Annotated in this window: 20 protein-coding genes and 1 pseudogene; 14 read left to right on the top strand and 7 right to left on the bottom strand. The window is 70.4% G+C overall.

Translation table 11 applies throughout. The annotated features are described in order from the left end of the window. The first annotated feature begins 73 nt into the window (after nt 1-73). From QE412_RS06785 to QE412_RS06770, 4 genes are all read left to right on the top strand, one after another. Complete coding sequence (locus tag QE412_RS06785; protein WP_307481464.1) at nt 74-601, top strand: RNA polymerase sigma factor; 528 nt, start codon at nt 74-76, stop codon at nt 599-601. Continuing rightward, nucleotides 598-1,779 carry a hypothetical protein gene (locus QE412_RS06780; RefSeq protein ID WP_307481462.1) on the top strand — a complete coding sequence of 394 codons (1,182 nt, stop codon included), beginning with the start codon at nt 598-600 and terminating at the stop codon, nt 1,777-1,779. The genes QE412_RS06785 and QE412_RS06780 overlap by 4 nt, the downstream gene beginning before the upstream one ends. A 101-nt stretch (nt 1,780-1,880) precedes the next feature. Continuing rightward, entirely contained in the window at nt 1,881-3,677 is a 1,797-nt protein-coding gene (locus QE412_RS06775) for a proline--tRNA ligase (protein WP_307481460.1), read from the top strand. Between the two features lie 96 nt (nt 3,678-3,773). Continuing rightward, nucleotides 3,774-4,595, top strand: a complete 822-nt coding sequence (locus tag QE412_RS06770; protein ID WP_307481458.1) for an aldo/keto reductase — start codon at nt 3,774-3,776, stop codon at nt 4,593-4,595. A 62-nt stretch (nt 4,596-4,657) separates the two neighbouring features. Here QE412_RS06770 and QE412_RS06765 read toward each other — a convergent pair whose 3' ends face one another. The 3 genes from QE412_RS06765 to QE412_RS06755 all read right to left on the bottom strand — a co-directional run bounded on the left by QE412_RS06765 (nt 4,658) and on the right by QE412_RS06755 (nt 9,607). Beyond that, a complete protein-coding gene (locus QE412_RS06765; RefSeq protein WP_307481456.1) occupies nt 4,658-5,467 on the bottom strand; it encodes a DUF1206 domain-containing protein in 810 nt (269 codons plus the stop codon). A gap of 187 nt (nt 5,468-5,654) precedes the next feature. Next, a complete protein-coding gene (locus QE412_RS06760; RefSeq protein ID WP_307481454.1) occupies nt 5,655-8,189 on the bottom strand; it encodes a polynucleotide kinase-phosphatase in 2,535 nt (844 codons plus the stop codon). After that, nucleotides 8,186-9,607: a 3' terminal RNA ribose 2'-O-methyltransferase Hen1 gene (locus tag QE412_RS06755; RefSeq protein ID WP_307487065.1), complete on the bottom strand. Its 1,422-nt coding sequence runs from the start codon at nt 9,605-9,607 to the stop codon at nt 8,186-8,188. The genes QE412_RS06760 and QE412_RS06755 overlap by 4 nt, the downstream gene beginning before the upstream one ends. A 174-nt stretch (nt 9,608-9,781) precedes the next feature. Between QE412_RS06755 and QE412_RS06750 the strand changes: the two genes are divergently transcribed. Both QE412_RS06750 and QE412_RS06745 read left to right on the top strand, forming a co-directional pair. Next, on the top strand, nt 9,782-12,277 hold the full coding sequence (locus tag QE412_RS06750) for a glycogen/starch/alpha-glucan phosphorylase (RefSeq protein ID WP_307481452.1): 2,496 nt from the start codon (nt 9,782-9,784) through the stop codon (nt 12,275-12,277). Nucleotides 12,278-12,415: 138 nt separating this feature from the next. Continuing rightward, nucleotides 12,416-13,018: an HD domain-containing protein gene (locus QE412_RS06745; protein ID WP_307481451.1), complete on the top strand. Its 603-nt coding sequence runs from the start codon at nt 12,416-12,418 to the stop codon at nt 13,016-13,018. 24 nt (nt 13,019-13,042) lie between these two features. On the opposite strand, the gene QE412_RS06740 is transcribed toward QE412_RS06745, so the two are convergent. Continuing rightward, nucleotides 13,043-13,705: an isochorismatase family protein gene (locus tag QE412_RS06740; protein ID WP_307481450.1), complete on the bottom strand. Its 663-nt coding sequence runs from the start codon at nt 13,703-13,705 to the stop codon at nt 13,043-13,045. 74 nt (nt 13,706-13,779) lie between these two features. Here QE412_RS06740 and QE412_RS06735 point away from each other — a divergent pair, with 74 nt between their 5' ends. Next, a complete protein-coding gene (locus tag QE412_RS06735) occupies nt 13,780-14,796 on the top strand; it encodes a GlxA family transcriptional regulator (protein WP_307481448.1) in 1,017 nt (338 codons plus the stop codon). Nucleotides 14,797-14,815: 19 nt separating this feature from the next. Here the strand turns inward: QE412_RS06735 and QE412_RS06730 are convergent, their stop codons facing one another. Both QE412_RS06730 and QE412_RS06725 read right to left on the bottom strand, forming a co-directional pair. After that, a complete protein-coding gene (locus QE412_RS06730; RefSeq protein WP_307481445.1) occupies nt 14,816-15,247 on the bottom strand; it encodes a type II toxin-antitoxin system VapC family toxin in 432 nt (143 codons plus the stop codon). Beyond that, nucleotides 15,244-15,483: an AbrB/MazE/SpoVT family DNA-binding domain-containing protein gene (locus QE412_RS06725; protein WP_307481443.1), complete on the bottom strand. Its 240-nt coding sequence runs from the start codon at nt 15,481-15,483 to the stop codon at nt 15,244-15,246. Before QE412_RS06725 ends, QE412_RS06730 begins: the two co-directional genes overlap by 4 nt. A gap of 157 nt (nt 15,484-15,640) precedes the next feature. On the opposite strand from QE412_RS06725, the gene nusA reads away from it, so the two are divergent. The 4 genes and pseudogenes from nusA to rbfA all read left to right on the top strand — a co-directional run bounded on the left by nusA (nt 15,641) and on the right by rbfA (nt 20,515). Further along, entirely contained in the window at nt 15,641-16,630 is a 990-nt protein-coding gene (nusA, locus tag QE412_RS06720) for a transcription termination factor NusA (protein ID WP_058597057.1), read from the top strand. Between the two features lie 33 nt (nt 16,631-16,663). Beyond that, on the top strand, nt 16,664-16,915 hold the full coding sequence (locus tag QE412_RS06715) for a YlxR family protein (RefSeq protein WP_307481441.1): 252 nt from the start codon (nt 16,664-16,666) through the stop codon (nt 16,913-16,915). A gap of 93 nt (nt 16,916-17,008) precedes the next feature. Continuing rightward, nucleotides 17,009-19,811 (top strand): annotated as a pseudogene (infB, locus tag QE412_RS06710) (translation initiation factor IF-2). 242 nt (nt 19,812-20,053) lie between these two features. Beyond that, nucleotides 20,054-20,515, top strand: a complete 462-nt coding sequence (gene rbfA / locus QE412_RS06705; RefSeq protein ID WP_307487063.1) for a 30S ribosome-binding factor RbfA — start codon at nt 20,054-20,056, stop codon at nt 20,513-20,515. Between the two features lie 196 nt (nt 20,516-20,711). Here rbfA and QE412_RS06700 read toward each other — a convergent pair whose 3' ends face one another. Continuing rightward, nucleotides 20,712-21,590, bottom strand: a complete 879-nt coding sequence (locus QE412_RS06700; protein WP_307481440.1) for an A/G-specific adenine glycosylase — start codon at nt 21,588-21,590, stop codon at nt 20,712-20,714. Nucleotides 21,591-21,956: 366 nt separating this feature from the next. Here QE412_RS06700 and QE412_RS06695 point away from each other — a divergent pair, with 366 nt between their 5' ends. Genes QE412_RS06695 through QE412_RS06685 form a run of 3 tightly spaced genes read left to right on the top strand, consistent with a single transcriptional unit; the run spans nt 21,957 to nt 23,712 of the window. After that, nucleotides 21,957-22,463 carry a hypothetical protein gene (locus QE412_RS06695; protein ID WP_307481438.1) on the top strand — a complete coding sequence of 169 codons (507 nt, stop codon included), beginning with the start codon at nt 21,957-21,959 and terminating at the stop codon, nt 22,461-22,463. Further along, nucleotides 22,463-23,347 (top strand): tRNA pseudouridine(55) synthase TruB, encoded by an 885-nt coding sequence (gene truB / locus QE412_RS06690; protein ID WP_307481436.1) that lies wholly within the window; start codon nt 22,463-22,465, stop codon nt 23,345-23,347. Before QE412_RS06695 ends, truB begins: the two co-directional genes overlap by 1 nt. Continuing rightward, nucleotides 23,344-23,712 (top strand): hypothetical protein, encoded by a 369-nt coding sequence (locus tag QE412_RS06685; RefSeq protein WP_307481434.1) that lies wholly within the window; start codon nt 23,344-23,346, stop codon nt 23,710-23,712. The genes truB and QE412_RS06685 overlap by 4 nt, the downstream gene beginning before the upstream one ends. Nucleotides 23,713-23,720 lie beyond the last annotated feature (8 nt).

Below are 23,720 nucleotides of genomic sequence, written 5' to 3'. Positions count from 1 at the left end.
GGTCGTTACCGATCCGTGACCATGTCGGTGCTCCTCCCGGGAACCGATGGACCGGGCGTGGACACTACGAGGTGTGGAAGATGACGACGCCGGGCTGTGGGCTCGGGTGCTTCGGGGGGACGAGCTTGCGCTCGCCGCACTGTTCGACCGGCACGAGGTGCGGCTGTTCCGACACGCGTCGCGGTTGCTGACGCACCGGGAGGACGCGAAGGATGCCGTGGCCGTGGCGTTCTTCGAGCTGTGGCGCAAGCGCGCGTCGGTGCGCCTGGTCGACGGGTCGCCCTTGCCCTGGCTTCTCAACACGGTGGCGCACTGTGCACGGAATCTGGAGCGGTCGGGTCGGCGGTATCGGGCGCTGTTGGATCGGGCGCCGGTCGCCGAGCCGGTGTCGCCCCCTCACGACGACAGTGAGGTGATGGCGGCGTTGCGGCGGTTGCCGGAGCGGGAGCAAGCGGTCGTGGTGCTGTCGGTGATGGAGGGGTACCCGGAGCGGGAGATAGCTCACGTTCTCGGCATCCCTGTGGGAACGGTCAAGTCGCGTCTCGCCCGCGCGAAGACGAAGCTGCGCGGGGAACTCGCGCAGGAGGGAGCGCGGGCATGAACGCGGAGTTGACGCCTGAGGAGCATGCGGCGCTGCGTGCGCGGATCGTGGGCGGAGCCCGGGGCATCAAGCCGGCAGGCGCGCACCGCGGGGCCGTGATCGCCGGGGCGATCGCGGCGGTGCTGGTGATCGCTGTCGCGGGGGGCGTGGCGGCGACGTCGACCTTGTCGGCCCCGCAGATCGCGACCACCCCGTCACCGACGGCCACCGTGACGGCTGTGGAGACACCCACACCCACCTCGACCCCCGTATCGACGGCTACCCCGCCGGCGGTCCCCGTCGTCGCCTTCGGCGGGGACTGTGATCAGATGATGACCGACGCCGAGGCCTCCGACTTCCTGCGCGGTGGGGGAGCCGCCCGGTACGCCAGCTCCCAGCTCGAGGCGGACACGTCCGGCTCGCTCGCTCTCCTCGGTGGAATCTCGTGCACCTGGGCCAACGAGGGAGACGGGTTCACGGTCGTCGTCGGGGCGCCGGACGCGATCGCCCCCGAGTTGGCGGCATCCATCTCGTCGACAAGATGTGTGCGCAATGGTGGGTGCTCTCTCGGCCAGACCACGGGAGACCTGTGGATCGCCGTCCAAGACCACACCTCGCCGGCCGACGTCTCGGTGGGCTTCACCGCGGACGAGATCGCGACGGCGGCCGTGCGCCTTGAGCGCGTGATCTCCTTCATCGGCAGGAAAGCGCACGCCGCGCCGGTCGCCACCATCGATTCAGTCCTCCCGACACGATGGACACTCACGGATTGCGAGACGCTCCAGGGCAGAATCGAGACGATCACCGGCGGACCCGTGACCAGCTACACGCCCCGAGACGACGACCTGCAACCGACAGAGTTGGTCGATCGTGTGCTGACCAGTTCCGCCGGTATGACGGCCTGCTCTTACCGACAGGGCGCACAAGACAGTCGCGGACACATCATCGTCACGCTCATGCCGGGGGCGTCGGCTCCGTCCTCATCTGTGCTGGACCTTCCGGACGTCGACGAAACCGATGTCGCCGGCGCCGACAAGGCGTGGATACAGGTGCCTTACGATCACGTCTACATGCTCGGGCTTGTGGCGACGGTGGGTGACGACCGACTCGTCCTCAGCCGAATGACCGTTGACACGGCGGTGACGGACGCGCAGCAGATCGCGGCCGCTGTGATCGACGTCGTCCGGGGCGGCGACTGACGAGGGACCGCGGGCGGGAGGCGGACCGCGGCGCGCACCGCCGCTCTCATGGGCGTTGCGGCATCCATCGCCTGCACTCGCTCGCCGTAGACTCGATGATCGTGGTCACCCGTCTGTCGAACTTCTTCCTCCGCACGCTTCGCGAAGACCCCTCGGATGCCGAGGTCACGAGCCACCGCCTGCTCGTGCGCGCCGGTTACATCCGCCGTAACGCCCCGGGTATCTTCGCGTGGCTGCCTCTCGGACTGAAGGTCAAGGCCAAGATCGAGGCCGTCGTGCGCGAGGAGATGGCGAACGCCGGCGCCTTCGAGGTGCATTTCCCGGCGCTGCTCCCGCGCGACCCCTACGAGCAGACCGGCCGCTGGGAGGAGTACGGCGACGCGCTGTTCCGCCTGCAGGACCGCAAGGGCGCCGACTACCTGCTCGCGCCCACGCACGAGGAGATGTTCACGCTCCTGGTGAAAGACCTGTACTCGTCGTACAAAGACCTGCCCCTGACGATCTACCAGATCCAGGACAAGTACCGCGATGAGGCGCGCCCCCGCGCGGGCCTGCTGCGCGGCCGCGAGTTCACGATGAAGGACGCGTACTCGTTCGACGCGACGGATGCCGGTCTCGACGCGTCGTACCAGGCCCAACGCGACGCCTACGAGCGCATCTTCACGCGCCTGGGCCTCGAGTACGTCATCGTCGCCGCCGATGCGGGCGCCATGGGCGGCTCGAAGTCGGAGGAGTTCCTGCACCCCACCCCCATCGGCGAGGACACCTTCGTGCGCTCGGAGGGCGGCTACGCGGCCAACGTCGAAGCCTTCACGACGGTGGTGCCCGACGCGCTGCCGATCGAGGGACAGCCGGCGCCGGTGATCTTCGACTCGCCGAACACGCCGACGATCGCCACCCTCGTCGACCACGCCAACGCGCACCTCGACGCGCCAGCGCCGGGCATCGCCGGTCCCGCGACGGCCGAGGCTGCGGCGTGGACCGCCGCGCACACGCTGAAGAACGTCGTGCTCGCCCTCACGCACCTCGATGGCACGCGCGAACTCGTGGTCGTGGGTCTGCCCGGTGACCGCGACGTCGACGACAAGCGCGTCGAGGTCGCCTTCGCGCCCGCCGAGGTGGAGGCCGCTACCGAAGAGGACTTCGCGAAGAACCCGCTGCTGGTCAAGGGGTACATCGGGCCGTGGTCCGAGACCGGGCCGGTGCTCGGTGAGGAGTCCGCGACCAACATCCGCTACGTGCTCGATCCCCGCGTGGTCGACGGCACCGCGTGGATCACGGGCGCCAACATCGACCAGAAGCACGTGCACTCGCTCGTCGCCGGCCGCGACTTCGTCGGCGACGGCTTCGTCGAGGTCTCGACCGTGCGCGCCGGCGACCCCGCCCCCGACGGCTCGGGCCCCGTGGAGCTCGCGCGCGGCATGGAGATCGGCCACGTGTTCCAGCTCGGTCGCAAGTACGCCGAGGCGCTCGGGCTGAAGGTGCTGGATGAGAACGGCAAGCTCGTCACCGTCACGATGGGCTCCTACGGCATCGGCGTCACCCGCATCCTCGCGATCATCGCCGAGCTCAACAACGACGAAAAGGGCCTCATCTGGCCCGCGTCGGTCGCTCCGTTCGACGTGCACGTGGTCGCCACGGGCCGGGATGCCGCGGCGTTCGAGCTCGCCGAGAAGGTCGCGGCCGACCTCGAGAGCGCCGGCCTCGACGTGCTGTACGACGACCGCCCCAAGGTCTCGCCGGGTGTCAAGTTCGGCGACGCCGAGCTGGTCGGCATCCCGCGCATCCTCATCGTCGGCCGCGGTGCGGCCGAGGGTCAGGTCGAGCTCTGGGACCGTCGCACGGGGGAGCGCGAGACGCTCGCGGTCGCCGACGCCGTGGCGGCGCTGGCGCACTGAACGCCTGCCTGGCGCCGAGGCAGCGTCCGATCTCGCGGCCCGAAGGCAGCCCGCGTCACCCGGCCGCGGCGCGCCCGTCCCGATAGCGTGGATGCCATGATCTCCGCGCCCCGCCTGTCGCTGTCCGACGGCTCCACGATTCCGCAGCTCGGTCTCGGCACCTACAAGGTTCCGGCCGACGTCGCCGCCGGCCTCGTCACGGGTGCGCTGACGGCGGGGTACCGCCACGTCGACACGGCGGCCCTCTACGGCAACGAGACCGAGGTGGGGCAGGGCCTACGCGCTTCCGGCCTCGATCTCGACGACGTGTTCGTCACGACGAAGGTATGGAACGACGACCAGGGCTTCGACGAGACGCTGCGCGCCTTCGACGCCAGCAGCGCGCGTCTGGGGCTCGACCGCGTCGACCTCTACCTCATCCACTGGCCCATCCCGAGCGCCGACCGCTACGTCGATACCTGGCGGGCCCTGCTGCGCTTGCAGCAAGAGGGGCGTGCGACCTCGATCGGCGTGAGCAACTTCTCGGTGCCCCACCTGGAGCGTCTCCGCGACGAGACGGGCGTGCTCCCGGCCGTCAATCAGGTCGAGCTGCACCCGCGCTTCCCGCAGAACGCCCTCGTCGACTGGCACACGGCACACGGCATCGTGACCGAGTCGTGGGCGCCGCTCGCGCGCGGCGGTCTGCTCGATGAGCCCGTGCTCGCCCGCATCGCCGAGCGCTACGGCAAGACGCCCGCCCAGGTGGTGGTGCGGTGGCACCTCGATCGGGGGCTCGTCGTGTTCCCGAAGTCGGTGTCGATCGAGCGCGTGCGCGAGAACGGCGACGTGTTCGATTTCACGCTCGACGCCCACGATCACGCGGCGATCGCGACGCTCGAGACGGGGGAGCGTACGGGCCGGAACCCCGACCTCGACTGATCGTCGCTGCGCCCGTCACGCCGCGAAGCGAACCCCCAGGACTTGAGCCGTCCAGACGGCGCTCACACGTCGAGCCGCGCGTAGCGGGCCCGGAACACAGCGAACACGCCGTAGGCGAGGAAACCGGCTCCCACGAGCGCCGCGAGCACGGGACCCGCGGGGAGCGCGATGAGCGCCGACACCGCCCCGTCGAGCCCGCCGGCGGTGTCGGGCTCGACCTTCACGGCGGCCACCACCAACAGCACGCCGACGATCCCGAGCGCGACGCCCTTGGCGAGGAAGCCGACGAGTCCCAGCACGCTGAGTGCGTGTCCCGCCGGCCCGTCGGGGAGCCGGACCTTGGAGTGGAACGACCGGCGAACGCCCATCCACACGAACCCGACGCCGACTCCGGCCACCGCGAGCCCCGTCGTGCCCAGCAGGAACCCGCCGATGGCGAGGTCCAGCACCGCCCGGCTCACCTCCTCCGCCGCCTGCTCGGCGTGCGGACGGGCACCGAGAGCGACGGATGCCGACACCAGGCCGATCACGAGGAAGACGACGCCCTGGGGAGCCTCGGCGGCGATGCGGGCCAAACGTTTCCACCCGGAAAGTCCGCGTGGCGCCATCGCCTGCAGCAGATGCCAGCCCCCGAGCGAGACGAGCCCCGCGGCCAGCGCCCAGAGACCGACGGCGCCGAGGGGGTGGGCGGCGAGCGCGCGGAAGGCGCCGGTCTGGTCGCTGTCCTCCGAGGCGCCGAAGCCGACCGCGATGACGAGGACCCCCACGAGCAGGTGCAGGATGCCGTTGGCGACATATCCTGCCCGCGCGGCGCCCCGGAACGCGGGATTCGCTTCGGCCTCACGAGCGACGGTGCGGGCGGTCGACGGCATCCGTGAACCGTACGTCGAAGGGGCGACCGGCGCCAAACCGTTGCGCGTGTGCCGGTCAGGGAGCTGCACGGCGGTCTGCCGCTGCCTCCCGGATCGCGGTGTGGGGCTCTGCGCGAGGCGGTCACGCGGCGGCGCTGACCACGCGGACCGCCCGCGACGACGTCCCCGCGTTCGAATGCTGCTCGCGCTAGAGGCGCGGGTCGACGGGTTCCGACTCCATGGCGAGGACGCCGAAGACGGCCTGGTGAACGCGCCAGAGCGGCTCTTCGGTGACGAACCGTTCGATGGCCTCCACACCCAACGCATACTCGCGCAGGGCCATCGACCGCTTGTGCCCGACATCCCGGTCACGAAGCCGTTCGAGGTGGGCGGGCTCGAGATAGTCGGGACCGTAGATGATGCGCAAGTACTCCGCGCCTCGCACCTTGATGCCCGGCTGGGCGAGCGCACGAGTGCCACGGACGAGGCCGGCGGTCGGCTTGACGACCATCCCCTCTCCTCCCGAGGCCGTGAGCTCGTCCCACCAGAGGGTCGCCCGAGCCTCGGAGTCGGTCGAAGACAGATCCACCGCGACGTGTCGGGTGCGGCGGATGAAGTCGGCATCCGCCTCGGCCAGACGGTCCGCCACGCTGAGGTGCCACTCGTGGTCTCGGCCGAGGTGACTGGCGCCTTCGGAGGCCAGCAGTTGGAAAGGCGCGAGCTGCACGCCGTCGAGGTCCCGCGCGGGCTGAGTGTAGCGGCGGTAAGCGTCCCGGTAGCGCTCGGCGTTCGACGCCCGGCGATCGACGCGATCCCGCAACTCGGCGACGTCCACGCCGCGATCGACGGCCTTCCGCAGGACGTTCGCGGCTGCGGGCAACGCGGCTGTGGCTGCGGCGGCAACACTGGCGTACAGGTCACGGATGAGAGGGCCCGCCTTGAGCGACCACGGCAGCAGCTCCGCGTCGAACAGTAGCCAGCTCGCGTCGAGTTCGGCCCAGAGGCCGCTGGAGTCGACGGCGCGGTCGAGCCGCGCGAGAAAGGCATCGTTCGTGGCCTCGTCGAAGAAGGGGCGGCCGGTTCGGGTATGCACGACCCCACGCCACCCCTCGGGCGCGCCGAACCGCTTCGCATCTCGCGTCAGCAGGACGACCGCGCGCGAGCCCATGTGCTTCTCTTCGCAGATCACCCGCTCCAAGCCCTCTTTGCGATAGGCCTCGAACGCCTCCGCCGGGTGCTCCAGAACACCCTCGCGGCGCGAAGCCTGCGGCGGGCTCATGGTCGGCGGCAGATAGAAGAGTCGTCGCGGGTCGATCGCGAAGCGGCTCATCACCTCGAGCGCACCGGCGGCGTTGTCTTCGCGGACGCCGACCTTTCCGAACACCCGCGTTTCGACGACCTGCTTGCCGAGCACGTCATCGATCCGCAGGAGACCCGGATGCCGCGTGGTCGCCCTCACGCTCCGGTCCAGGGGTGCCGCCGGCTCGTACCAGACGCGCTCGGCGGGGACGTCGACCAGCTGTCGCTCGGGGTAGCGCAGAGCGGTGAGCTTGCCGCCGAAGACGCAGCCGGTGTCGAGGCACATGGTGTTGTTGACCCACTCGGCCTCGAGCGTCGGCACATGACCGTAGAGCACCGTCGCCTTCCCCCGGTAGTCCTCCGCCCAGGGCAGGCGGACCGGCAGCCCGTACTCGTCGGTCTCGCCCGTGGTGTCGCCATACAGGGCGAACGCACGCACGCGACCGGACGCGCGTCCGTGGTACTTCTCGATCAGTCCGGCGTGGGCGACGACCAAGCGTCCGCCGTCCAGGATGAGGTGCGAGACGAGGCCCCGGCAGAACTCGAGCACCCGCTGCCGGAACTCCTCCGTCTCCTCCGCGAGCTGCGCGAGCGTTTCGGCCAGTCCGTGGCTGACCTGCACCTTTTTGCCCTCGAGCGCGCGCACGAGCTTGGCCTCGTGATTGCCGGGGACGGCGAGCGCATGCCCGGCAGCGACCATGCCCATCGCCAGTCGCAGCACGCCGGGAGCGTCGGGTCCGCGGTCGACCAAGTCGCCGAGAAACACGGCCCGGCGACCCTCGGGGTGCACGGCGTCGACCGGGCGACCGCCCTCATCGCGGATGAGGGCGTACCCGAGCTTGCTCAGCAGCGCCTCGAGCTCCGAACGGCATCCGTGCACGTCGCCGATCGCGTCGAAGGGACCGGTCTCGCCGCGCAGGTCGTTCAGCAGCGGCTCTCTGACGAACTCGGCGGCGGCGATCTCGTCGACCCCCGACAACACGTGCACCCGGCGGAACCCCTCTTTGCCGAGGTGCCGCAGCGAGCGGCGGAGTTGGTCGTGCTGCCGCGTGACGACAGCCGCGCCGAACGTGCGGTCGTGGCGCGCGGCATTCCGTTCGACGCACACGCTCTGCGGCACGTCGAGGACCACCGCGACCGGCAGCACGTCGTGTTCACGGGCGAGGGCGATCAGCGATCGGCGGGATTCGGCCTGAACGTTGGTGGCGTCGACGACGGTGAGCAGTCCGGCATCCAGTCGCTTGGCCGCCACCACGTGCAGCGCCTCGAAGGCGGCTCGCGTCGCCGACTGGTCGTTCTCGTCGTTCGACACCAGACCCCGGAAGAAGTCGCTGGAGAGAGTCTCGAAGGGACCGAAATGTGTCGCTGCGAAGGTCGACTTTCCCGAGCCGGACGCTCCGACGAGCACGACGAGCGACAGCTCGGGCAGGGACAGGCGTGTCATCGCGAGGTGACCTTCCGAAAGAGGGCGAGTTGGGTCGGCGACCCCACGGAGGGGTCGACGTCGCCGACGGTGCGGTGCTCGACGGCGTAGCCGTGGCGGTCGGCCACGCCCTGCGCCCAGTCCTGGAACTGCGCACGCGTCCACTCGAAACGGTGGTCTTCGTGGCGGAACGCGCCCGCGGGGAGCGTGTCGTACAGGCGGTTGTACTCGCTGTTGGGGGTGGTGACGACGACGGACGCGGGGGAGGCGGCACCGAACACCGAGGCCTCGAGCGCGGGCAGGCGCTCGGCGTCGACGTGCTCGATGACCTCCATCAGCACGACGGCGTCCAAGCCCGCGAGGCGGTCGTCCTGGTAGGTGATCGAGGACTGCGCAAGGCTGATCCTCTCGCGCTGGCGGTCGCTCGCATCGGCCAGGCGGAGGCGTCGCGCCGCTTTCGCGAGGGCTCGCGCCGAGACATCCGAGCCGAGGATACGGGTGAAGGCCGGGTCGTCGGCAAGGTGCACGAGCAGCGCGCCCTCACCGCACCCGACGTCTCCTACCGTGCGTGCACCGACGTCGCGCAAGGCGCGAAGGACCGCGTCAGCGCGGGTGGCGGCGAGTGGGGCGGACGGCGGCGCCTCGGCGGGAGCGGCCAGAGCATCGGTGGAGAGGTCGTCGAGCGCGTCCAAGCGGAGTTCGGATGCGAGCTGGTCGAGGGCCGTGTCGACCATCGACTTCTGATGGGCGAGGTAGCGCCGTGTGATGAGCTCGCGCTCGGGGTGACCCGCGAGCCATCCCTCGCCCGCCCGCTGCAGCTTGCCGACCTCGTCGTCGGACACCCAGTAGTGCTTGGAGTCGTCGAGGACGGGGAGCATCACATACAGGTGCCGGAGCGCGTCGCTCAGCCGAACGGTTCCGCGCAGTGCCAGGTCGACGTAGACGGACTCGCCCCACTCGGGATAGGCCGGATCGAGGGCGAGGGGGGTCTCGGTCACCTCCCAGCCGAGCGGCGCGAAGAGACGGGTGGCGAGACCGGCGGTGGCAGGCCCCCGCGCGGGCACCGCCGCCACCGTGATCTCCAGCGGGAGCGCGGCTGCGGCGAGTTCGGGGAAGGTCTCACTCCGGCCGGTCATCGCGGAACGGAAGACCTGCCCGAGGGCGACAGCGACCATCGACGACGACGTGTAGGGACGATCGTTGACGTACCGGCTGAGCGTGTGGGTCGCGCCCCCTCGGAAGTTCTGGTTGCGGGCGAGATCGATCGGATCGATCTCGAGCAGCATCGCGACAGTGCAGCGCTCGTCGTTCACCTCGGGGTAGAACACATGCGCCAACCCGACGCTGAGGGGGAAGCTCTGCGCGCGATCGGGATGCTTGCGGAGCAAGTGACTCAGGTGGGATGCCACGGGTGCGGTCGAGGTGAGGGTGACGAGCACGTTGCCTCCGATCGGTGTCACACAATCGCTCAGCATAGGGCGACGGTGTTTCCTCTCCGTCCGCGCTTCACTCGCGCTCGTTCCCCGCAGGACCCTGCGGCGAACGGGTGAAGATCATGTGACATGGACATTGCTCCCTTGGTACATGACGCCGGATGTCATTACGGTCGGATCGTGCCCGAGAACACCTCTGAGCTGCGTCCCACCCACCCGCTCGCTCTCGCCCCGGTCGTCGCCCCCGCCGCATCGGTCGACGGCTTCGCCAAACAGTTCCTGCAGAACCTCAACTTCGGCCAGGGCGTGACGCTGTCGGCATCCGACGTCAACGATCAGTACCTCGCCCTGGCCTACACCGTGCGCGACTATCTGATGGCGCGCTGGCTCGACGATCGCGCCACGCAGAAGACGCAGCAGGCCAAGACGGTCTGCTACCTCTCGGCCGAGTACCTGCTGGGGCGTCAGCTCGACAACAACCTTCTCGCGGCGCGGCTGACCGACATCGCCACCGAGGCGCTCGCGCAGTGCGGCATCGACATCGACGCCGTGCGCGCGGTCGAGATCGAGCCGGGCCTGGGCAACGGCGGTCTCGGGCGCCTGGCCGCGTGCTTCATCGACTCGCTCGCGACGATGAGCGTGCCGACCATCGGCTACGGCATCCGCTACGAGTACGGCATCTTCCGCCAGGCCTTCGCCGACGGCGAGCAGGTCGAGCAGCCCGACGCGTGGCTGCGCATGGGGTCGCCGTGGGACTTCGCCCACCCCGAGGCCGCGCAGACCATCTCGTTCGCCGGACACACCGAGACCTACGACGACGGCGGCGTCGAGCGCACGCGCTGGGTTCCGGAGTGGAACGTGCTGGCCGTGCCGTACAACATGATGGTCCCCGGCTATCACAACGGCCGGGTGAACACCCTGCGCCTCTGGCGCGCGGTCGCCACCAACGCCTTCGACCTGCACACGTTCAACTCCGGCGACTACGTCGAGTCGGTGCGCGCGCAGACCTTCGCCGAGAACATCTCCAAGGTGCTCTACCCCGAAGACTCCACGCCCCAGGGCAAGGAGCTGCGTCTGCAGCAGCAGTACTTCTTCGTCGCGGCCTCCATCGCCGACTTCATCGACAACGTCCTGCCCGACGACTTCGATCTCGACAAGCTCCCCGAGCGCGTGATCTTCCAGCTCAACGACACCCACCCCGTGATCGGCGTGCCCGAGCTCATGCGAGTGCTCGTCGACGAGAAGAAGCTCGAGTGGGATGCCGCGTGGGCGATCACACAGAAGTGCTTCGCGTACACGTGCCACACGCTGCTGCCCGAAGCCCTCGAGGTGTGGTCGGTCGACCTGCTGGGACGTCTGCTGCCGCGTCACCTCGAGATCATCTACCGCATCAACGACGAGTTCCTGCTCGAAGTGCGCGAGCGCTTCGGCGACGACGAGCTGCTCATCCGCAACATGTCGATCATCGGCGAGCACCCCTACCGCTCGGTGCGCATGGCCTACCTCGCCACCGTGGCCGGGTCGAAGGTGAACGGCGTCGCGGAGCTGCACTCGCAGCTGCTGCGCGACAACGTGCTGAAGGACTTCGCCACGATGTGGCCCGACAAGTTCACCAACGTCACCAACGGCGTGACCCCGCGCCGCTTCCTCCGCCTGGCGAACCCCGAGCTCTCCGCGCTCATCACCGAGGCGCTCGGCGCCGGCTGGACCGTCGACCTCGAACGGCTGCGGGGCCTGGAAGCCCTCGCCGACGACGCCGACTTCCGGGAGCGTTTCGCCGCCGTCAAGGCCTCGAACAAGCGGCGGTTGGGGCGCGTGCTCGAAGCGCGCGGCGACGCGGCACCGGGAGACGGCCACATGCTCGACGTCATGATCAAGCGCCTGCACGAGTACAAGCGGCAGACGCTCAAGGTGCTGCACATCGTCAGCACGTACGAGGGCATCGTGTCTGGCCGGCTCGACGTCGACGACGTCCAGGCGCGCACGTTCCTGTTCGGTGCGAAGGCCGCGCCCGGGTACGGCATGGCCAAGCGCATCATCCACCTCATCAACGCCGTCGGCGAGGTCGTCAGCGCCGACCCGCGGGTGCAGGGCAAGCTGCAGGTGCTGTACCCGGCCAACTACAACGTCACCCTCGCCGAGAGCATCATCCCCGCCGCCGACCTGTCGGAGCAGATCTCGCTCGCCGGCAAAGAGGCGTCGGGTACCGGCAACATGAAGCTGGCCCTCAACGGCGCGCTGACGATCGGCACCGACGACGGGGCGAACGTCGAGATCCGCAAGCTCGTCGGCGACGACAATTTCTTCCTCTTCGGCATGAGCGAGCCCGAGGTCGAGGCGCTGTGGGCAGAGGGGTATCGCCCCGCCGATTTCTACCAGCGCGACGAGCGGCTGCGCAGCGCGATCGATCTCATTGCATCGGGCGCGTTCTCAGCCGGTGACCGCACGGTGTTCGAGCCGCTCGTGTCGAACCTGCTCTACGAGGACCGTTTCATGGCCCTGGCGGATTTCTCGTCGTACCTCGACGCGCAGAACCGCGTGGATGCGGCCTACGCCGACCAGGACGCCTGGGTGCGCTCCGCAATCCTCAACGTCGCGCGCAGCGGCTACTTCTCGTCGGATCGAGCCATGCGCGACTACCTCGACCGCATCTGGCACGCCACCCCGGTGATCTGAGCCGTTCCGGATGCCACGGCCTCGAGGCAACGGCATCCGGAACGCTCTGGCAGGAACGCGTCGTGACCTGACCGTCGTCGCGCTGCCGCCCGGCGACGAGCTGAGCGAGAGTAGTGCCGACTCGACCCCGGAGGTTCTGTGCGCATCGCCGACATCCCCGTGCCCGAAACCGTCGCCGCCCGCGGCGCCCTGACGCTGGCGCGGGAGTATCACTCGCCTGCCCTCACCGCGCACGCGCTGCGCTCCTGGTTGTGGGCCGAGGCGTTCGCCCGCGTCGACGGCATCACCGGCGTCGACCACGAGCTGCTGTATGTCTCGGCGGTGCTGCACGACATCGGCACGGTGACGGAGTTCGACAACCACACCATCTCGTACGAGCACGCCGGCGGCCACGTGGGTGTGGCTCTCACCGCGGGTGCGGGCTGGGCTTTCGAGCGGCGCCAGCGCGTGCTCGACGTGATCGTGCGGCACAACTGGCCGAGCGTGGATCCGGAGAGGGATGCCGAGGGCTACCTGCTCGAGACGGCGACCGCGCTCGACATCTCGGGCGCCCGGCCCGACGCTCTGCCCGAGGAATTCGTCGTCGAGGTGCTGACCGCGCACCCCCGCGGCGCGCTCGCCGCCGAGTTCGGGGCCTGCGTCGTCGACCAAGCCGCGCGAAAGCCCGAAACCGCGGCGCGCCGGCTCGTCGACGGGGGAGTGGTGCAAAAGCTCGCGGCCAACCCGCTGGAACGGCTCTGACCCGTCCCCATCACGCCCAGGCGGTCACGCGGCGGGCGTTCCGGTGCGGTGCCGCGCGGCGGGCGTTCCGGCGCGGTGACGCGCGGCGGAGGCGACCAGCGAGTCGGGTGCGAGCGAGCGGCCCGCGGTCACGGCGGCTGCCCACGCGCGTACGTCTGCCACGGCCGCCCAGTTCGAGTGCAGCATCGGCATGAGCGTCTCATGCACGGTACGGGCGCCGACCGATCCCGCGTCGTTGGCGAGTCCGACGGCGCCGGTGGCATCGGACAGCACCTCGACGGACAGGCCACGGGGTTCGGCATCCGCGGCGGAGGCGAGTATGCAGTTGTTCGTCATGAAACCGACGAGCGTGACCGTGTCGACGCCGTCGTCGTTCAGGCGCTCGGCGAGTCCCGTGCCGGCGAAGACGCTCGAGAAGCGCTTCACCACCAGGACGGCCCCTTCCGTCACCGCTTCGACATCCCGATGCGTCTGAGCACCCCGCGAGCCGGGGACGAAGGCGACCGTGCCGCCCGGGCGCTCGTGTCGCACGACGACGACCGGGATGTCAGCGGCATGCGCGTGCCCGACCGCCTCGACGATCCGGGCCAGAGCGCTCTCGCGGGGCGGGTGCACGATCGGCAGAGCACCCTCGAAGTACTCGCGCTGGGCGTCGACGACGATCAGGGCGCGGCGGGGTTCGGACATCGTTCCTCCGTGAGTGAGCGGATGCCGCTGGCGGCGGCGTCTCGATCATGTCCGCCCGGGGGCACGTAGAGTGAGTGTCCGTTCCGACATCCTTCGATGAGATCGAGCCACTCATGCGCATCGCGGTGCACGCCTTCGACGGCATCACGTCGTTCCACCTCTCGGTGCCGCTCGTGGTCTTCGGTGAGGTCGCCCGACAGGGGCGGGCCGACTGGTCGGTGAGCGTGTGGAACGAGCACTCGACGTCGATCCGCACGTCGGAGGGGTTGAATGTGGGCGGACTCTCGCACGCGGATGTCGTCGACGCGGCCGACATGGTCGTGTTCCCGTCGTGGCCGGCCGCCGGGGATCCGCCGTCGGCGGTGCTGGTCGATCGGATCCGTTCCGCGCACGCACGGGGCGCCACCATCGTCGGCCTGTGTCTCGGCGCGACGCCCGTGGCGGCGAGCGGCATCCTCGACGGCCGGTCGGCGACGACCCACTGGGAGGGGGTCGCCGAGCTGGCCGCCACCTGCCCTCGGGTGCAGGTGCGCGCCGACGCCCTGTACCTCGATCACGGAGACGTGCTGACGGCTGCGGGCACCGCCTCCGGCCTCGACGCCTGTCTGCATCTCGTGCGATCGCGGCTGGGGTCGGAGGCAGCGTCGAACGTGGCACGGCGGCTGGTGATCGCCCCCCATCGCGAGGGGCATCAGGCGCAGTACATCCCGCGCCCCGTCGCGGAACCGGGTGACGGCATCATCGGCGAGACGATCTCCTGGGCACTGGCGCACCTGGACTGCGAGCTGAGCGTTCGTGCGCTCGCGGCGCGGGCGCTGATGAGTCCACGGACCTTCTCGCGGCGATTCTCGGCGTTCACCGGCGACACCCCGGCGCGGTGGGTGAGCGCTCGGCGCCTCGACGAGGCCCGGCGTCTGCTGGAGGTGACGACGTGGCCCGTGTCACGGGTCGCGAGCGCGTGCGGCTTCGCCAGTCCCGTCACGTTCCGGCAGAGCTTCATCGCCCGATACGGCACGACGCCGCGGTCGTACCGGCAGCGCTTCGGGGGTGTGCTGAGCACGCTCGCGGCCAACCCGCACGAGCGGTTGTGACGCCGCTCCCGTCGGGGGGTCAGACGACGAGTTCGACCGCGACCCCGACCGCCTCGTAGGTTCCGCGTGCTCGGGCGTCGCGGGTCGCCAAGCGGGCGCCGTGTTGCCGGGCAGCGAGGGCCACCAGGCCGTCGTACGTCGCCCCGCCGGCGATGCCGTGGGAGGCGAGTTCGCGGTGTGTCGACGCGGCGGCGCCAGGAGTGAGGGTGAGCGGGGCGCCGAAGTTCTCGTCCATGACGGCGATGGCGTCGGCGGCGGTCAGGCGTGCGTCGCCGGGGAGACGGGTCAGGACCGAGTAGGTCTCGACGGCCGCATGGCCGCTCAGTCTCAGCTCGCGACCGCGCGCCCAGGCACGCACGCGTTCGTGGTGTTCGTGCGACCACACGAGCAGGGCGACCGCCACGCTCGTGTCGACCGCGGTCAGGCTGCCCGACTCGCCGGAGGTCGTCACCGGCGACCGCTGTCGAGCAGCGCCGACACCACGTCGTCGCTCACGGGCGTGTCGCCCTGGGCGACGAGTCGACCGTCGTCGTCGCGGACGAGGCGCGCGGTACGACCGCCCGGGGTGATCTGCAGACCACTGCCGTAGGCCGAGATATCGACCACGGTGCCGGGAAGGAGACCGTACACATCGCGCAAGGCCTTGGGGAGCACGATGCGGCCGCCGCTGTCGATGGTGAGTTCCATGGGAGAAAGCTACCATTGTATTCCCATCCGGTGTCGTGTCGCGGGGCATCGGCATCTGTCATCCCTCTTCGAGTCGCGCACCCGCTGGCATCCCGGGTATCGTAGGAGGGTTGTCGGCGCCGGTCGCGTCGACGAGAGCTGAATAACGGAGGGCCTTGTGGACATCGATCTCGCACTTCTGAAGACGATCGAACGCGAGAAGGAGATCCCCTTCGACGAACTCGCGCGCATCATCGAGCAGGCGATCCTGACCGCCTACGCCAAGCACATCTCGCCCAGCGGTGAGATCCCCGCCGGCGCGCGCGCGTCGCTCGACCGCAAGACCGGTCACGTGGGCATCTTCACCCCCGTCACCGACGAAGAGGGCGCCGTCATCGGCGAAGAGGAGCAGGCTCCCGACGACTTCGGTCGTATCGCCGCGTTCGCCGCGAAGCAGGTCATCAGCCAGCGCCTGCGCGACATCGCCGACGACGCGGTGCTGGGGGAGTTTCGCGGGAAGGAAGGCGACATCGTCGCCGGCGTCGTGCAGCAGGGTCCCAACCCGCGCATGGTGCACGTCGACCTCGGCACCGTCGAGGCGATCCTCCCGCCCGAAGAGCAGGTGCCGGGCGAGACGTACGCGCACGGCTCGCGCCTGCGCGTGTACGTGACCAGCGTCGCGAAGGGCAACAAGGGCCCGCAGATCACCGTCTCGCGCACCCACCCCGGCCTCGTGCGCAAGCTCTTCGCGCTCGAGGTGCCCGAGATCGCCGCGGGGCTGGTCGAGATCGTCTCGCTCGCGCGTGAGGCCGGTCACCGCTCCAAGATCGCCGTCAAGGCCAACGACCCGACCGTGAACGCCAAGGGCGCCTGCATCGGCGAGCTCGGCCGGCGCGTCCGTGCCGTCACCGAGGAGCTCGCGGGCGAGAAGATCGACATCATCGACTACGACGCCGAGCTGCCCCGCTTCGTCGCGAACGCGCTGTCGCCCGCCAAGGTGACGTCGTCGTTCGTCCTGGATGCCTCGACCAAGGCCGTGCGCGCGCTCGTCCCCGACTATCAGCTGTCGTTGGCGATCGGCAAGGAGGGGCAGAACGCCCGCCTGGCTGCCAAGCTCACCGGCGCGAAGATCGACATCCAGCCCGACAGCATCCTTGAAGACAACTGACCGTCCGTCGGCCAGGTAGGCGCGAGGTGTAGGATGGATCCCGTACGAACGTGCGTCGGATGCCGCGCACGTGCCCCCCGATCCTCGCTTCTGCGTGTGGTCGCCGACGGGTCGGTCCTCGTCCGAGACGAGCGAGCGGTCCTTCCCGGTCGGGGCGCGTGGGTGCACGAGACGGACGCGTGCGTGGGAAAAGCTCTCGCGCGTCGCGCCTTCGTACGAGCATTGCGTGTGTCAGGCCCGCTTGACACGCAGACCTTCGAATCAACCCTCCAGCGAAAAGGCTGAACGGCTATGGACACGAAGTGAACGGCTCGAAATGAGACCCGTCCGCCAGTAACGGTCTGCCCTGTCCGGGGTAGGCCCTCAGACAGGAGAATTGTGGCAAAACCACGCGTGCACGAGATCGCTTCCGAGCTCGGCGTCGACAGCAAGGTCGCGCTTGCGAAGCTGAAGGAGCTCGGCGAGTTCGTCAAGAGCCCCTCATCCACCATCGAGCCCCCCGTGGCTCGTAAGCTCCGCGCCGCTCTCGCGGCCGAAGGCTCGTCCGGATCCTCGGATGCCAAGCCCGCCGCTCCCGCGGCGCGCCCCGGCGCCGGCGCCCGCCCCGGCCCCGCGCGTCCCGCGGCGACCCCCGGTGCGCGTCCGTCCGGACCCACGCCCGGTCCCGCGAAGCCCGCCGCCCCCGCGGCTCCGGCTGCCGCTCCCGCGGCGTCGGCCGCCGCGGCATCCACCCCCGCGCCTGCGGCCAAGCCCACGGCGACCCCGTCGTCGCCGCCGAGCCCCGGCTCCCAGGCCCCGACGCCCGGCGCCGGTGCCCCCAAGCCCGGCCCCAGCGCGCCCCCGCGCCCGGGCGGCGCCCGTCCGGGCAACAACCCCTTCGCGTCGTCGCAGGGCATGGGCCAGCGTCCTTCGGGTCCGCGCCCCGGCAACAACCCCTTCGCTTCGGCGCAGGGCATGGGCCAGCGCCCGACCCCCGGCAACATCCCGCGTCCGCAGGCTCCGCGCCCCGGCGCCCCCCGTCCCGGCGCTCCGCGTCCCGGCGGCGCAGGTCGTCCCGGTGGTGGCGGTCGTCCCGGCGCTCCGTTCCAGCAGCGTCCCGGCGGTCCCGGTCGTCCCGGCGGCGCCGGTGGCGGCTTCCAGCGTCCCGGCGGCGCACCCGGTGCTCCGGGCGGCGGCGGTTTCGCCGGTCGTCCCGGTGGCGGTGGCGGTCGCGGCCGTGGTCCCGGCGGTGGTACCGCGGGTGCCTTCGGCAAGGGCGGCGGCAAGTCGAAGCAACGTAAGTCGCGTCGGGCGAAGCGGCAGGAATTCGAGATGCGGTCGGCGCCGGTCGTCGGCGGCGTCAACGTCTCGAAGGGTAACGGCGAGATCATTCGCCTGCGTCGCGGTGCCTCCATCGCCGACTTCGCCGACAAGCTCGAGGCCCTGCGCGGCTACACCGTGCAGCCCGGCACGCTCGTGACCATCCTGTTCAACCTGGGCGAGATGGCCACGGCGACCGAGTCGCTCGACGAGGCCACCTTCGAGGTGCTCGGTGCCGAGCTCGGCTACAAGATCCAGATGGTCTCGCCCGAGGACGAAGACAAAGAGCTCCTCGAGGGCTTCGGTCTCGACCTCGACGCCGAGCTGGAGGCCGAGAGCGAGGACGACCTCGAGATCCGTCCTCCCGTGGTCACCGTCATGGGCCACGTCGACCACGGTAAGACGCGACTCCTCGACGCCATCCGCCAGACCAACGTGGTCGCGGGCGAAGCCGGCGGCATCACGCAGCACATCGGTGCCTACCAGATCTGGACCGAGCACGAGGGCATCGAGCGCGCGATCACCTTCATCGACACCCCGGGTCACGAGGCGTTCACCGCCATGCGTGCCCGCGGTGCGCAGGTGACCGACATCGCCATCCTCGTCGTCGCGGCCGACGACGGCATCATGCCCCAGACGGTCGAGGCGCTGAACCACGCCCAGGCGGCGAACGTGCCGATCGTGGTCGCGGTCAACAAGGTCGACAAGCCCGACGCCAACCCCGCCAAGGTGCGCCAGCAGCTCACCGAGTACGGCCTCGTGGCCGAGGAGTACTGGCGGAGACGTCATGTTCGTCGACGTGTCGGCCCGTCAGGGCACGAACATCCAGGAGCTCCTGGATGCCGTGCTGCTGACCGCCGACGCCGGCCTCGACCTCACCGCCAACCCGAACAAGGCCGCTCGCGGTGTCGCCATCGAGGCGAAGCTCGACAAGGGTCGCGGTTCGGTCGCCACGGTGCTGATCCAGTCCGGAACGCTGCGCGTCGGCGACGCGATCGTCGCGGGCACCGCGTACGGCCGCGTCCGCGCGATGATGGACGAGAACGGCGAAGCGGTCGAGGAGGCCTACCCGTCGCGTCCCGTGCAGGTGCAGGGTCTGAACTCGGTCCCGCGTGCCGGCGACGTCTTCATCGTCACCGAAGAAGACCGCACCGCGCGCCAGATCGCCGAGAAGCGCGAGGCCGCCGAGCGCAACGCCCAGCTGGCCAAGGCCCGCAAGCGCATCTCGCTCGAGGACTTCACCCGCGCTCTCGAAGAGGGCAAGGTCGAGTCGCTCAACCTCATCATCAAGGGTGACGTGTCGGGTGCCGTCGAGGCGCTCGAGGAGTCGCTGCTCAAGATCGAGGTCGACGACAGCGTTCAGCTGCGCATCATCCACCGCGGTGTGGGTGCGATCACCGAGTCGGACATCAACCTGGCCACGATCGACAACGCGATCGTGATCGGCTTCAACGTGCGCCCCGACACCAAGGCCCGCGAGCGTGCCGCCCGCGAGGGTGTCGACGTGCGGTTCTACTCCGTCATCTACAACGCGATCGACGACGTCGAGCAGTCGCTCAAGGGCCTGCTCAAGCCGGAGTTCGAAGAGGTGCAGTCGGGTGTCGCCGAGATCCGCGAGGTGTTCCGCTCCTCGAAGTTCGGCAACATCGCCGGTGTCATCGTGCGGTCGGGAACGATCACGCGCAACGCCAAGGCCCGCGTCATCCGCGACGGCGTCGTGCTGGCCGACGGCTTGGCCATCGAGTCGCTGCGCCGCTTCAAGGACGACGTCACCGAGGTCCGCACGGACTTCGAGTGCGGTATCGGCCTGGGCAAGTTCAACGACATCCAGGTCGGCGACGAGATCGAAACCACGGAAATGGTCGAGAAGCCGCGAGGCTGATTCGCTGGGCGGGGGTCGCGTCTTCGGGCGCGGCTCCCGCTTCGGCCTGCGGGGGTGTCGTCTTCGGACGCGGCTCCCGCTTCGGTCTGCGGGGTGTGCATCTCCGAGAGCAGAGCGGGGCCCCTACCCCGATGCTCTCGGAGATGCACACCCCTCCGGCCTACGCTGGGGGCGGCATCCTCGTGGGGATATTTACTCGCTGGGTCATCCGCGGCGGTATGAAGAACGAGAAGGAGAAGGACGTGGCAGGAGAGCGACAGGCCCGGGTGGCGGACCGCATCCGCGTGGTGCTGGCCGAGCGGCTCGAGAAGGGGCTGCGCGACCCGCGGCTCGGATTCGTGACCATCACCGACGTGCGGGTCACCGGCGACCTGCAGCGCGCGTCGGTGTTCTACACCGTGATGGGCGACGAGGCGCACCGCGCCGACACCGCCGCGGCGCTGAAGTCGGCGACCGGCATGCTGCGCAGCGAGGTGGGCAAGCACCTCAACACGCGTCTCACCCCGTCGCTGGAGTTCATCCTCGACGGCATCCCCGAGAACGCCGACCACATCTCGGCGCTGCTGCGCGAAGCGCGCGAACGCGACGAGTCGGTCGCGGGCCTCGCTGCCGCCGCGGCGTACGCCGGCGACGCCGACCCGTACGTCAAGCCGCGCGAGCACGACGAAGGTGACGATCTCGACGAGGACGACGACCGGGCCTGAGCCCGTTCGACACACGGCCGGATGCCGCCCCGAGGGGATGGCATCCGGCCGTTCGCCGTTGCGCGGGCGCGCTTCGGCTGCACAACTCCTGCAAAGCGGGCTGCGCGGTGGCGATGTCGGGCCGATGCTCCGCGGGATGCAGGAGCTGTGCGAGGATGCATGCCCCGTCGTACGAGGCCGTGGCGGCGTCTCCGGGTCAGGTCGCGGGGTGGCCGGGTAGCCGGAGCGTGTCGTCGATCGCCTCGGCGAGGCCGTCCGCGACGAGCGAGTCGATCGCGCGATCGCGCTGCGCGGCGTCCGGCCAGTCGGGGAGCACGGCGAACAGCGGCACGGGGGAGGGAGCCGCATCACGAAGCGTCTTGAGAACCGCCCCACGGGCCTGACGGTCGCTGCCCTCGTACGCCGCCTGCTTGCGGCGCAGATCCTCCGACGCGGGATATCCGGCCGCACGCCACGCGCACTGCGCGACGAGCGGGCACAGGTCGCACTTCGGCGACCGCGCCGTGCAGATGATCGCTCCGAGCTCCATGGTCGCCGCATTCACGATCGCCGCCTCGGTGACGCCATCGGGCAGCTCGGCCTCCATCGCCGCCAGGTCGCGTTTGTGCGGCGGCCCGGGCTGCGCCCGGCCGTCGACGGCGCGGGCGAGGACGCGGCGCGTATTCGTGTCCACGACGGGATGCCGATCACCGTACGCGAACACCGCCACCGCGCGGGCCGTGTAGTCGCCGATACCCGTGAGCGCGAGAAGCGCGTCGACATCACGGGGGACGACCCCGTCGTGCCGGTCGCGGATCTCGACCGCGGCCCGGTGCAGCCACAGCGCTCGACGCGGATAGCCGAGGTTGGCCCACTGCGTCACGGCGTCTCCCGGGGGAGAGGCCGCCAGGTCGGCGGGCGTCGGCCAGCGTGTCAGCCACGCTTCCAGGTGCGGGATCACGCGGTTGACCGGGGTCTGCTGCAGCATGAACTCGCTGACGAGGGTTCCCCAGGCGCCGAAGCCCGCGCGCCGCCAGGGGAGGTCGCGCGCCGCCTCGCGGTACCACGCGATGAGCGGGGCGGCGAGTTCTGGCATCCCTCCAGCCTACGGTCGCATGCGCGGTGCGGTGGGCGCGCGAGCGCGCGCGGCGCGGTGCGGTGCGGGACGCGAGCGCGCGCGGCGCGGGTCGGTGAGTCACGCATAAACGCGATTCACGCGCATAAACGCGAGGAGAGCGCGTTTATGCGCGTGGATCGCGTTTATGCGCGCGAGAGTAGCCGCCCCGCCCCGCACCGCCCCGCCCCGCGCCGCCCCGCGCCGCCCCGTCCCGCCCCGCCCCGCCCCGCCCCGCCCCGCGCCGCCCCGCGCCGCCCCGCCCCGTCCCGCCCCGTCCCGTCCCGCGCCGCGCCGCGCCGGACGCCGCCCGTGCGACCGCCGCGGTGGCGAAAGTAGGCTGGAACCATGTCGTCGCCCGAGAACGCCGTTCGAGACCTGCAGCGGAGCCTGCGCGCCCTGATGCGGCAGAACAACCGCGCCGGACGCGTCGTCGTCGCGATCGACGCGCTCGATCAGGGCGCCGCGAGGGAGTTCGCCAACGGCTTCGAAGAGGCGATCTCCGACGAGGGCACGGCGGTATTCCGTGCGTCGCTCGCCGACGGCGCACCCGAGGCGCGGGAGCGTTTCATCGCCCCGTTCCGCGCGGGCGAGGAGTTCGGTGCGGGCTTCGTCGCCCCCTCCGACGCCGTGCTGGTCGTCGACGGGCGCTTCCTGCACAGCCCCGAGGTGCGGGGGCTCTGGAACTTCTCGGTCTGGCTCGAGAACAACCCGCCGATCGGTGCTCCTCGCCCCGAGCTTGCGGATGCCGAGAAGCACTACCTCCGCACGGCGCGCCCGCGCGCGGCCGCCTCGGTGATCGTGGAGAACTCCGACCCGGCGCATCCCGTGCAGGTGTTCGGGGACTTCTGCTGATGGTGCGTCCGGGCATCCTCCTGGTCGACAAGCCGGGGGGCATCACCAGCCATGACGTCGTTTCGAGGGCGCGCAAAGCTCTCGGTACCCGCAAGATCGGGCACGCCGGCACCCTCGATCCCATGGCGACCGGGCTCCTCGTGCTGGGGGTCGAGGGCGCGACGCGGCTGCTGACGTACATCGTGGGCGCCGACAAGACGTATGAGGCGACGATCCTGCTCGGTGCCGCCACCGACAGCGACGACGCCGACGGTGCGGAGATCTCGAGGACGGATGCCTCCGCCCTCACCGATGAGGCGATCGCGGCGGGCATCGCCGAGCTGACCGGCGAGATCGACCAGGTGCCGAGCACCGTCTCGGCCATCAAGGTCGCGGGGCGGCGGGCGTACGACCTCGCCCGCGCGGGCGAGGAGGTCGAGCTGAAGGCCCGACGCGTGACGGTGTCGCGCTTGGACGTGCGCGACACGCGCCGCGGTGACGGCGTGATCGAGCTCGACGTCGTCGTCGACTGTACGAGCGGCACCTATATCCGCGCCCTCGCCCGCGACCTCGGTCGCGCCCTCGGCGTGGGCGGGCATCTGACGATGCTCCGCCGCACGCGGATCGGTGCCTTCGACGTCGCCGCCGCGGCATCCGTCGACGACATCGCCGAGGACGCGCTCGTCGAACCCGCCACGGCGGCGGCGGTCGTCGTCGGCGCCCTGGCCGTCGGTGCCGACGAGGCGCGCGACCTGCGCCACGGTAAGCGCATCGATGGGGGAGGACGCCTCACCGGGGCGGTGGCGGCAGCGATCGACCCGGACGGACGCCTCGTCGGTATCGTCGAGAAGCGCGGCACGCAGCTCAAGAGCGTCATGAACATGCCCGAGGAGGCCGCCCGATGATCCTGTGGTTCACGCTCGTGCAGGTGGGGATCGCCGTGATCGCGGGCCTGGTCGCGATCGTCGCGGGGCTGATCGGCCGCCGCCCCGGAGACGTCACCGTCGGCTCGCTCGCCCTCATCGAGCTGTTGCTGATCGTGCAGATCGTCGTCGCGATCATCGCGCCGTTCGCGGGCAACCCGCCCTCGGGCAGTCTGCTGGAGTTCTGGACGTATCTCGTCTCGGCAGCGGCCGTGCCCGTCGCGGGCGCGGCGTGGGCGCTCATCGAGCGCAGCCGGTGGAGCACCGTCGTCATGGGTGTCGCCGCCCTGGCGGTCGCCGTGATGGTGTGGCGCATGCACGTGATCTGGACCGTGCAGATCGCCTGACGGTTCCG

The organism is Microbacterium trichothecenolyticum (assembly GCF_030818955.1).
In the GTDB taxonomy this organism is placed as follows: domain Bacteria; phylum Actinomycetota; class Actinomycetes; order Actinomycetales; family Microbacteriaceae; genus Microbacterium; species Microbacterium trichothecenolyticum_B.
Note: the sequence above shows the minus strand (reverse complement) of the source record. Positions and strands in the feature narration are given on the sequence as shown.

Coding starts and splice junctions, on each gene's coding strand:
- QE412_RS06700 (WP_307481440.1), bottom strand. CDS start 21,590: ATGCCAGAACTCGCCGCCCCGCTCATCGCGTGGTACCGCGAGGCGGCG.
- QE412_RS06780 (WP_307481462.1), top strand. CDS start 598: ATGAACGCGGAGTTGACGCCTGAGGAGCATGCGGCGCTGCGTGCGCGG.
- truB (WP_307481436.1), top strand. CDS start 22,463: ATGGTGCGTCCGGGCATCCTCCTGGTCGACAAGCCGGGGGGCATCACC.
- QE412_RS06685 (WP_307481434.1), top strand. CDS start 23,344: ATGATCCTGTGGTTCACGCTCGTGCAGGTGGGGATCGCCGTGATCGCG.
- QE412_RS06765 (WP_307481456.1), bottom strand. CDS start 5,467: ATGCCGTCGACCGCCCGCACCGTCGCTCGTGAGGCCGAAGCGAATCCC.
- QE412_RS06770 (WP_307481458.1), top strand. CDS start 3,774: ATGATCTCCGCGCCCCGCCTGTCGCTGTCCGACGGCTCCACGATTCCG.
- QE412_RS06725 (WP_307481443.1), bottom strand. CDS start 15,483: ATGGAACTCACCATCGACAGCGGCGGCCGCATCGTGCTCCCCAAGGCC.
- QE412_RS06715 (WP_307481441.1), top strand. CDS start 16,664: ATGGATCCCGTACGAACGTGCGTCGGATGCCGCGCACGTGCCCCCCGA.
- QE412_RS06760 (WP_307481454.1), bottom strand. CDS start 8,189: ATGACACGCCTGTCCCTGCCCGAGCTGTCGCTCGTCGTGCTCGTCGGA.
- QE412_RS06740 (WP_307481450.1), bottom strand. CDS start 13,705: ATGTCCGAACCCCGCCGCGCCCTGATCGTCGTCGACGCCCAGCGCGAG.
- QE412_RS06695 (WP_307481438.1), top strand. CDS start 21,957: ATGTCGTCGCCCGAGAACGCCGTTCGAGACCTGCAGCGGAGCCTGCGC.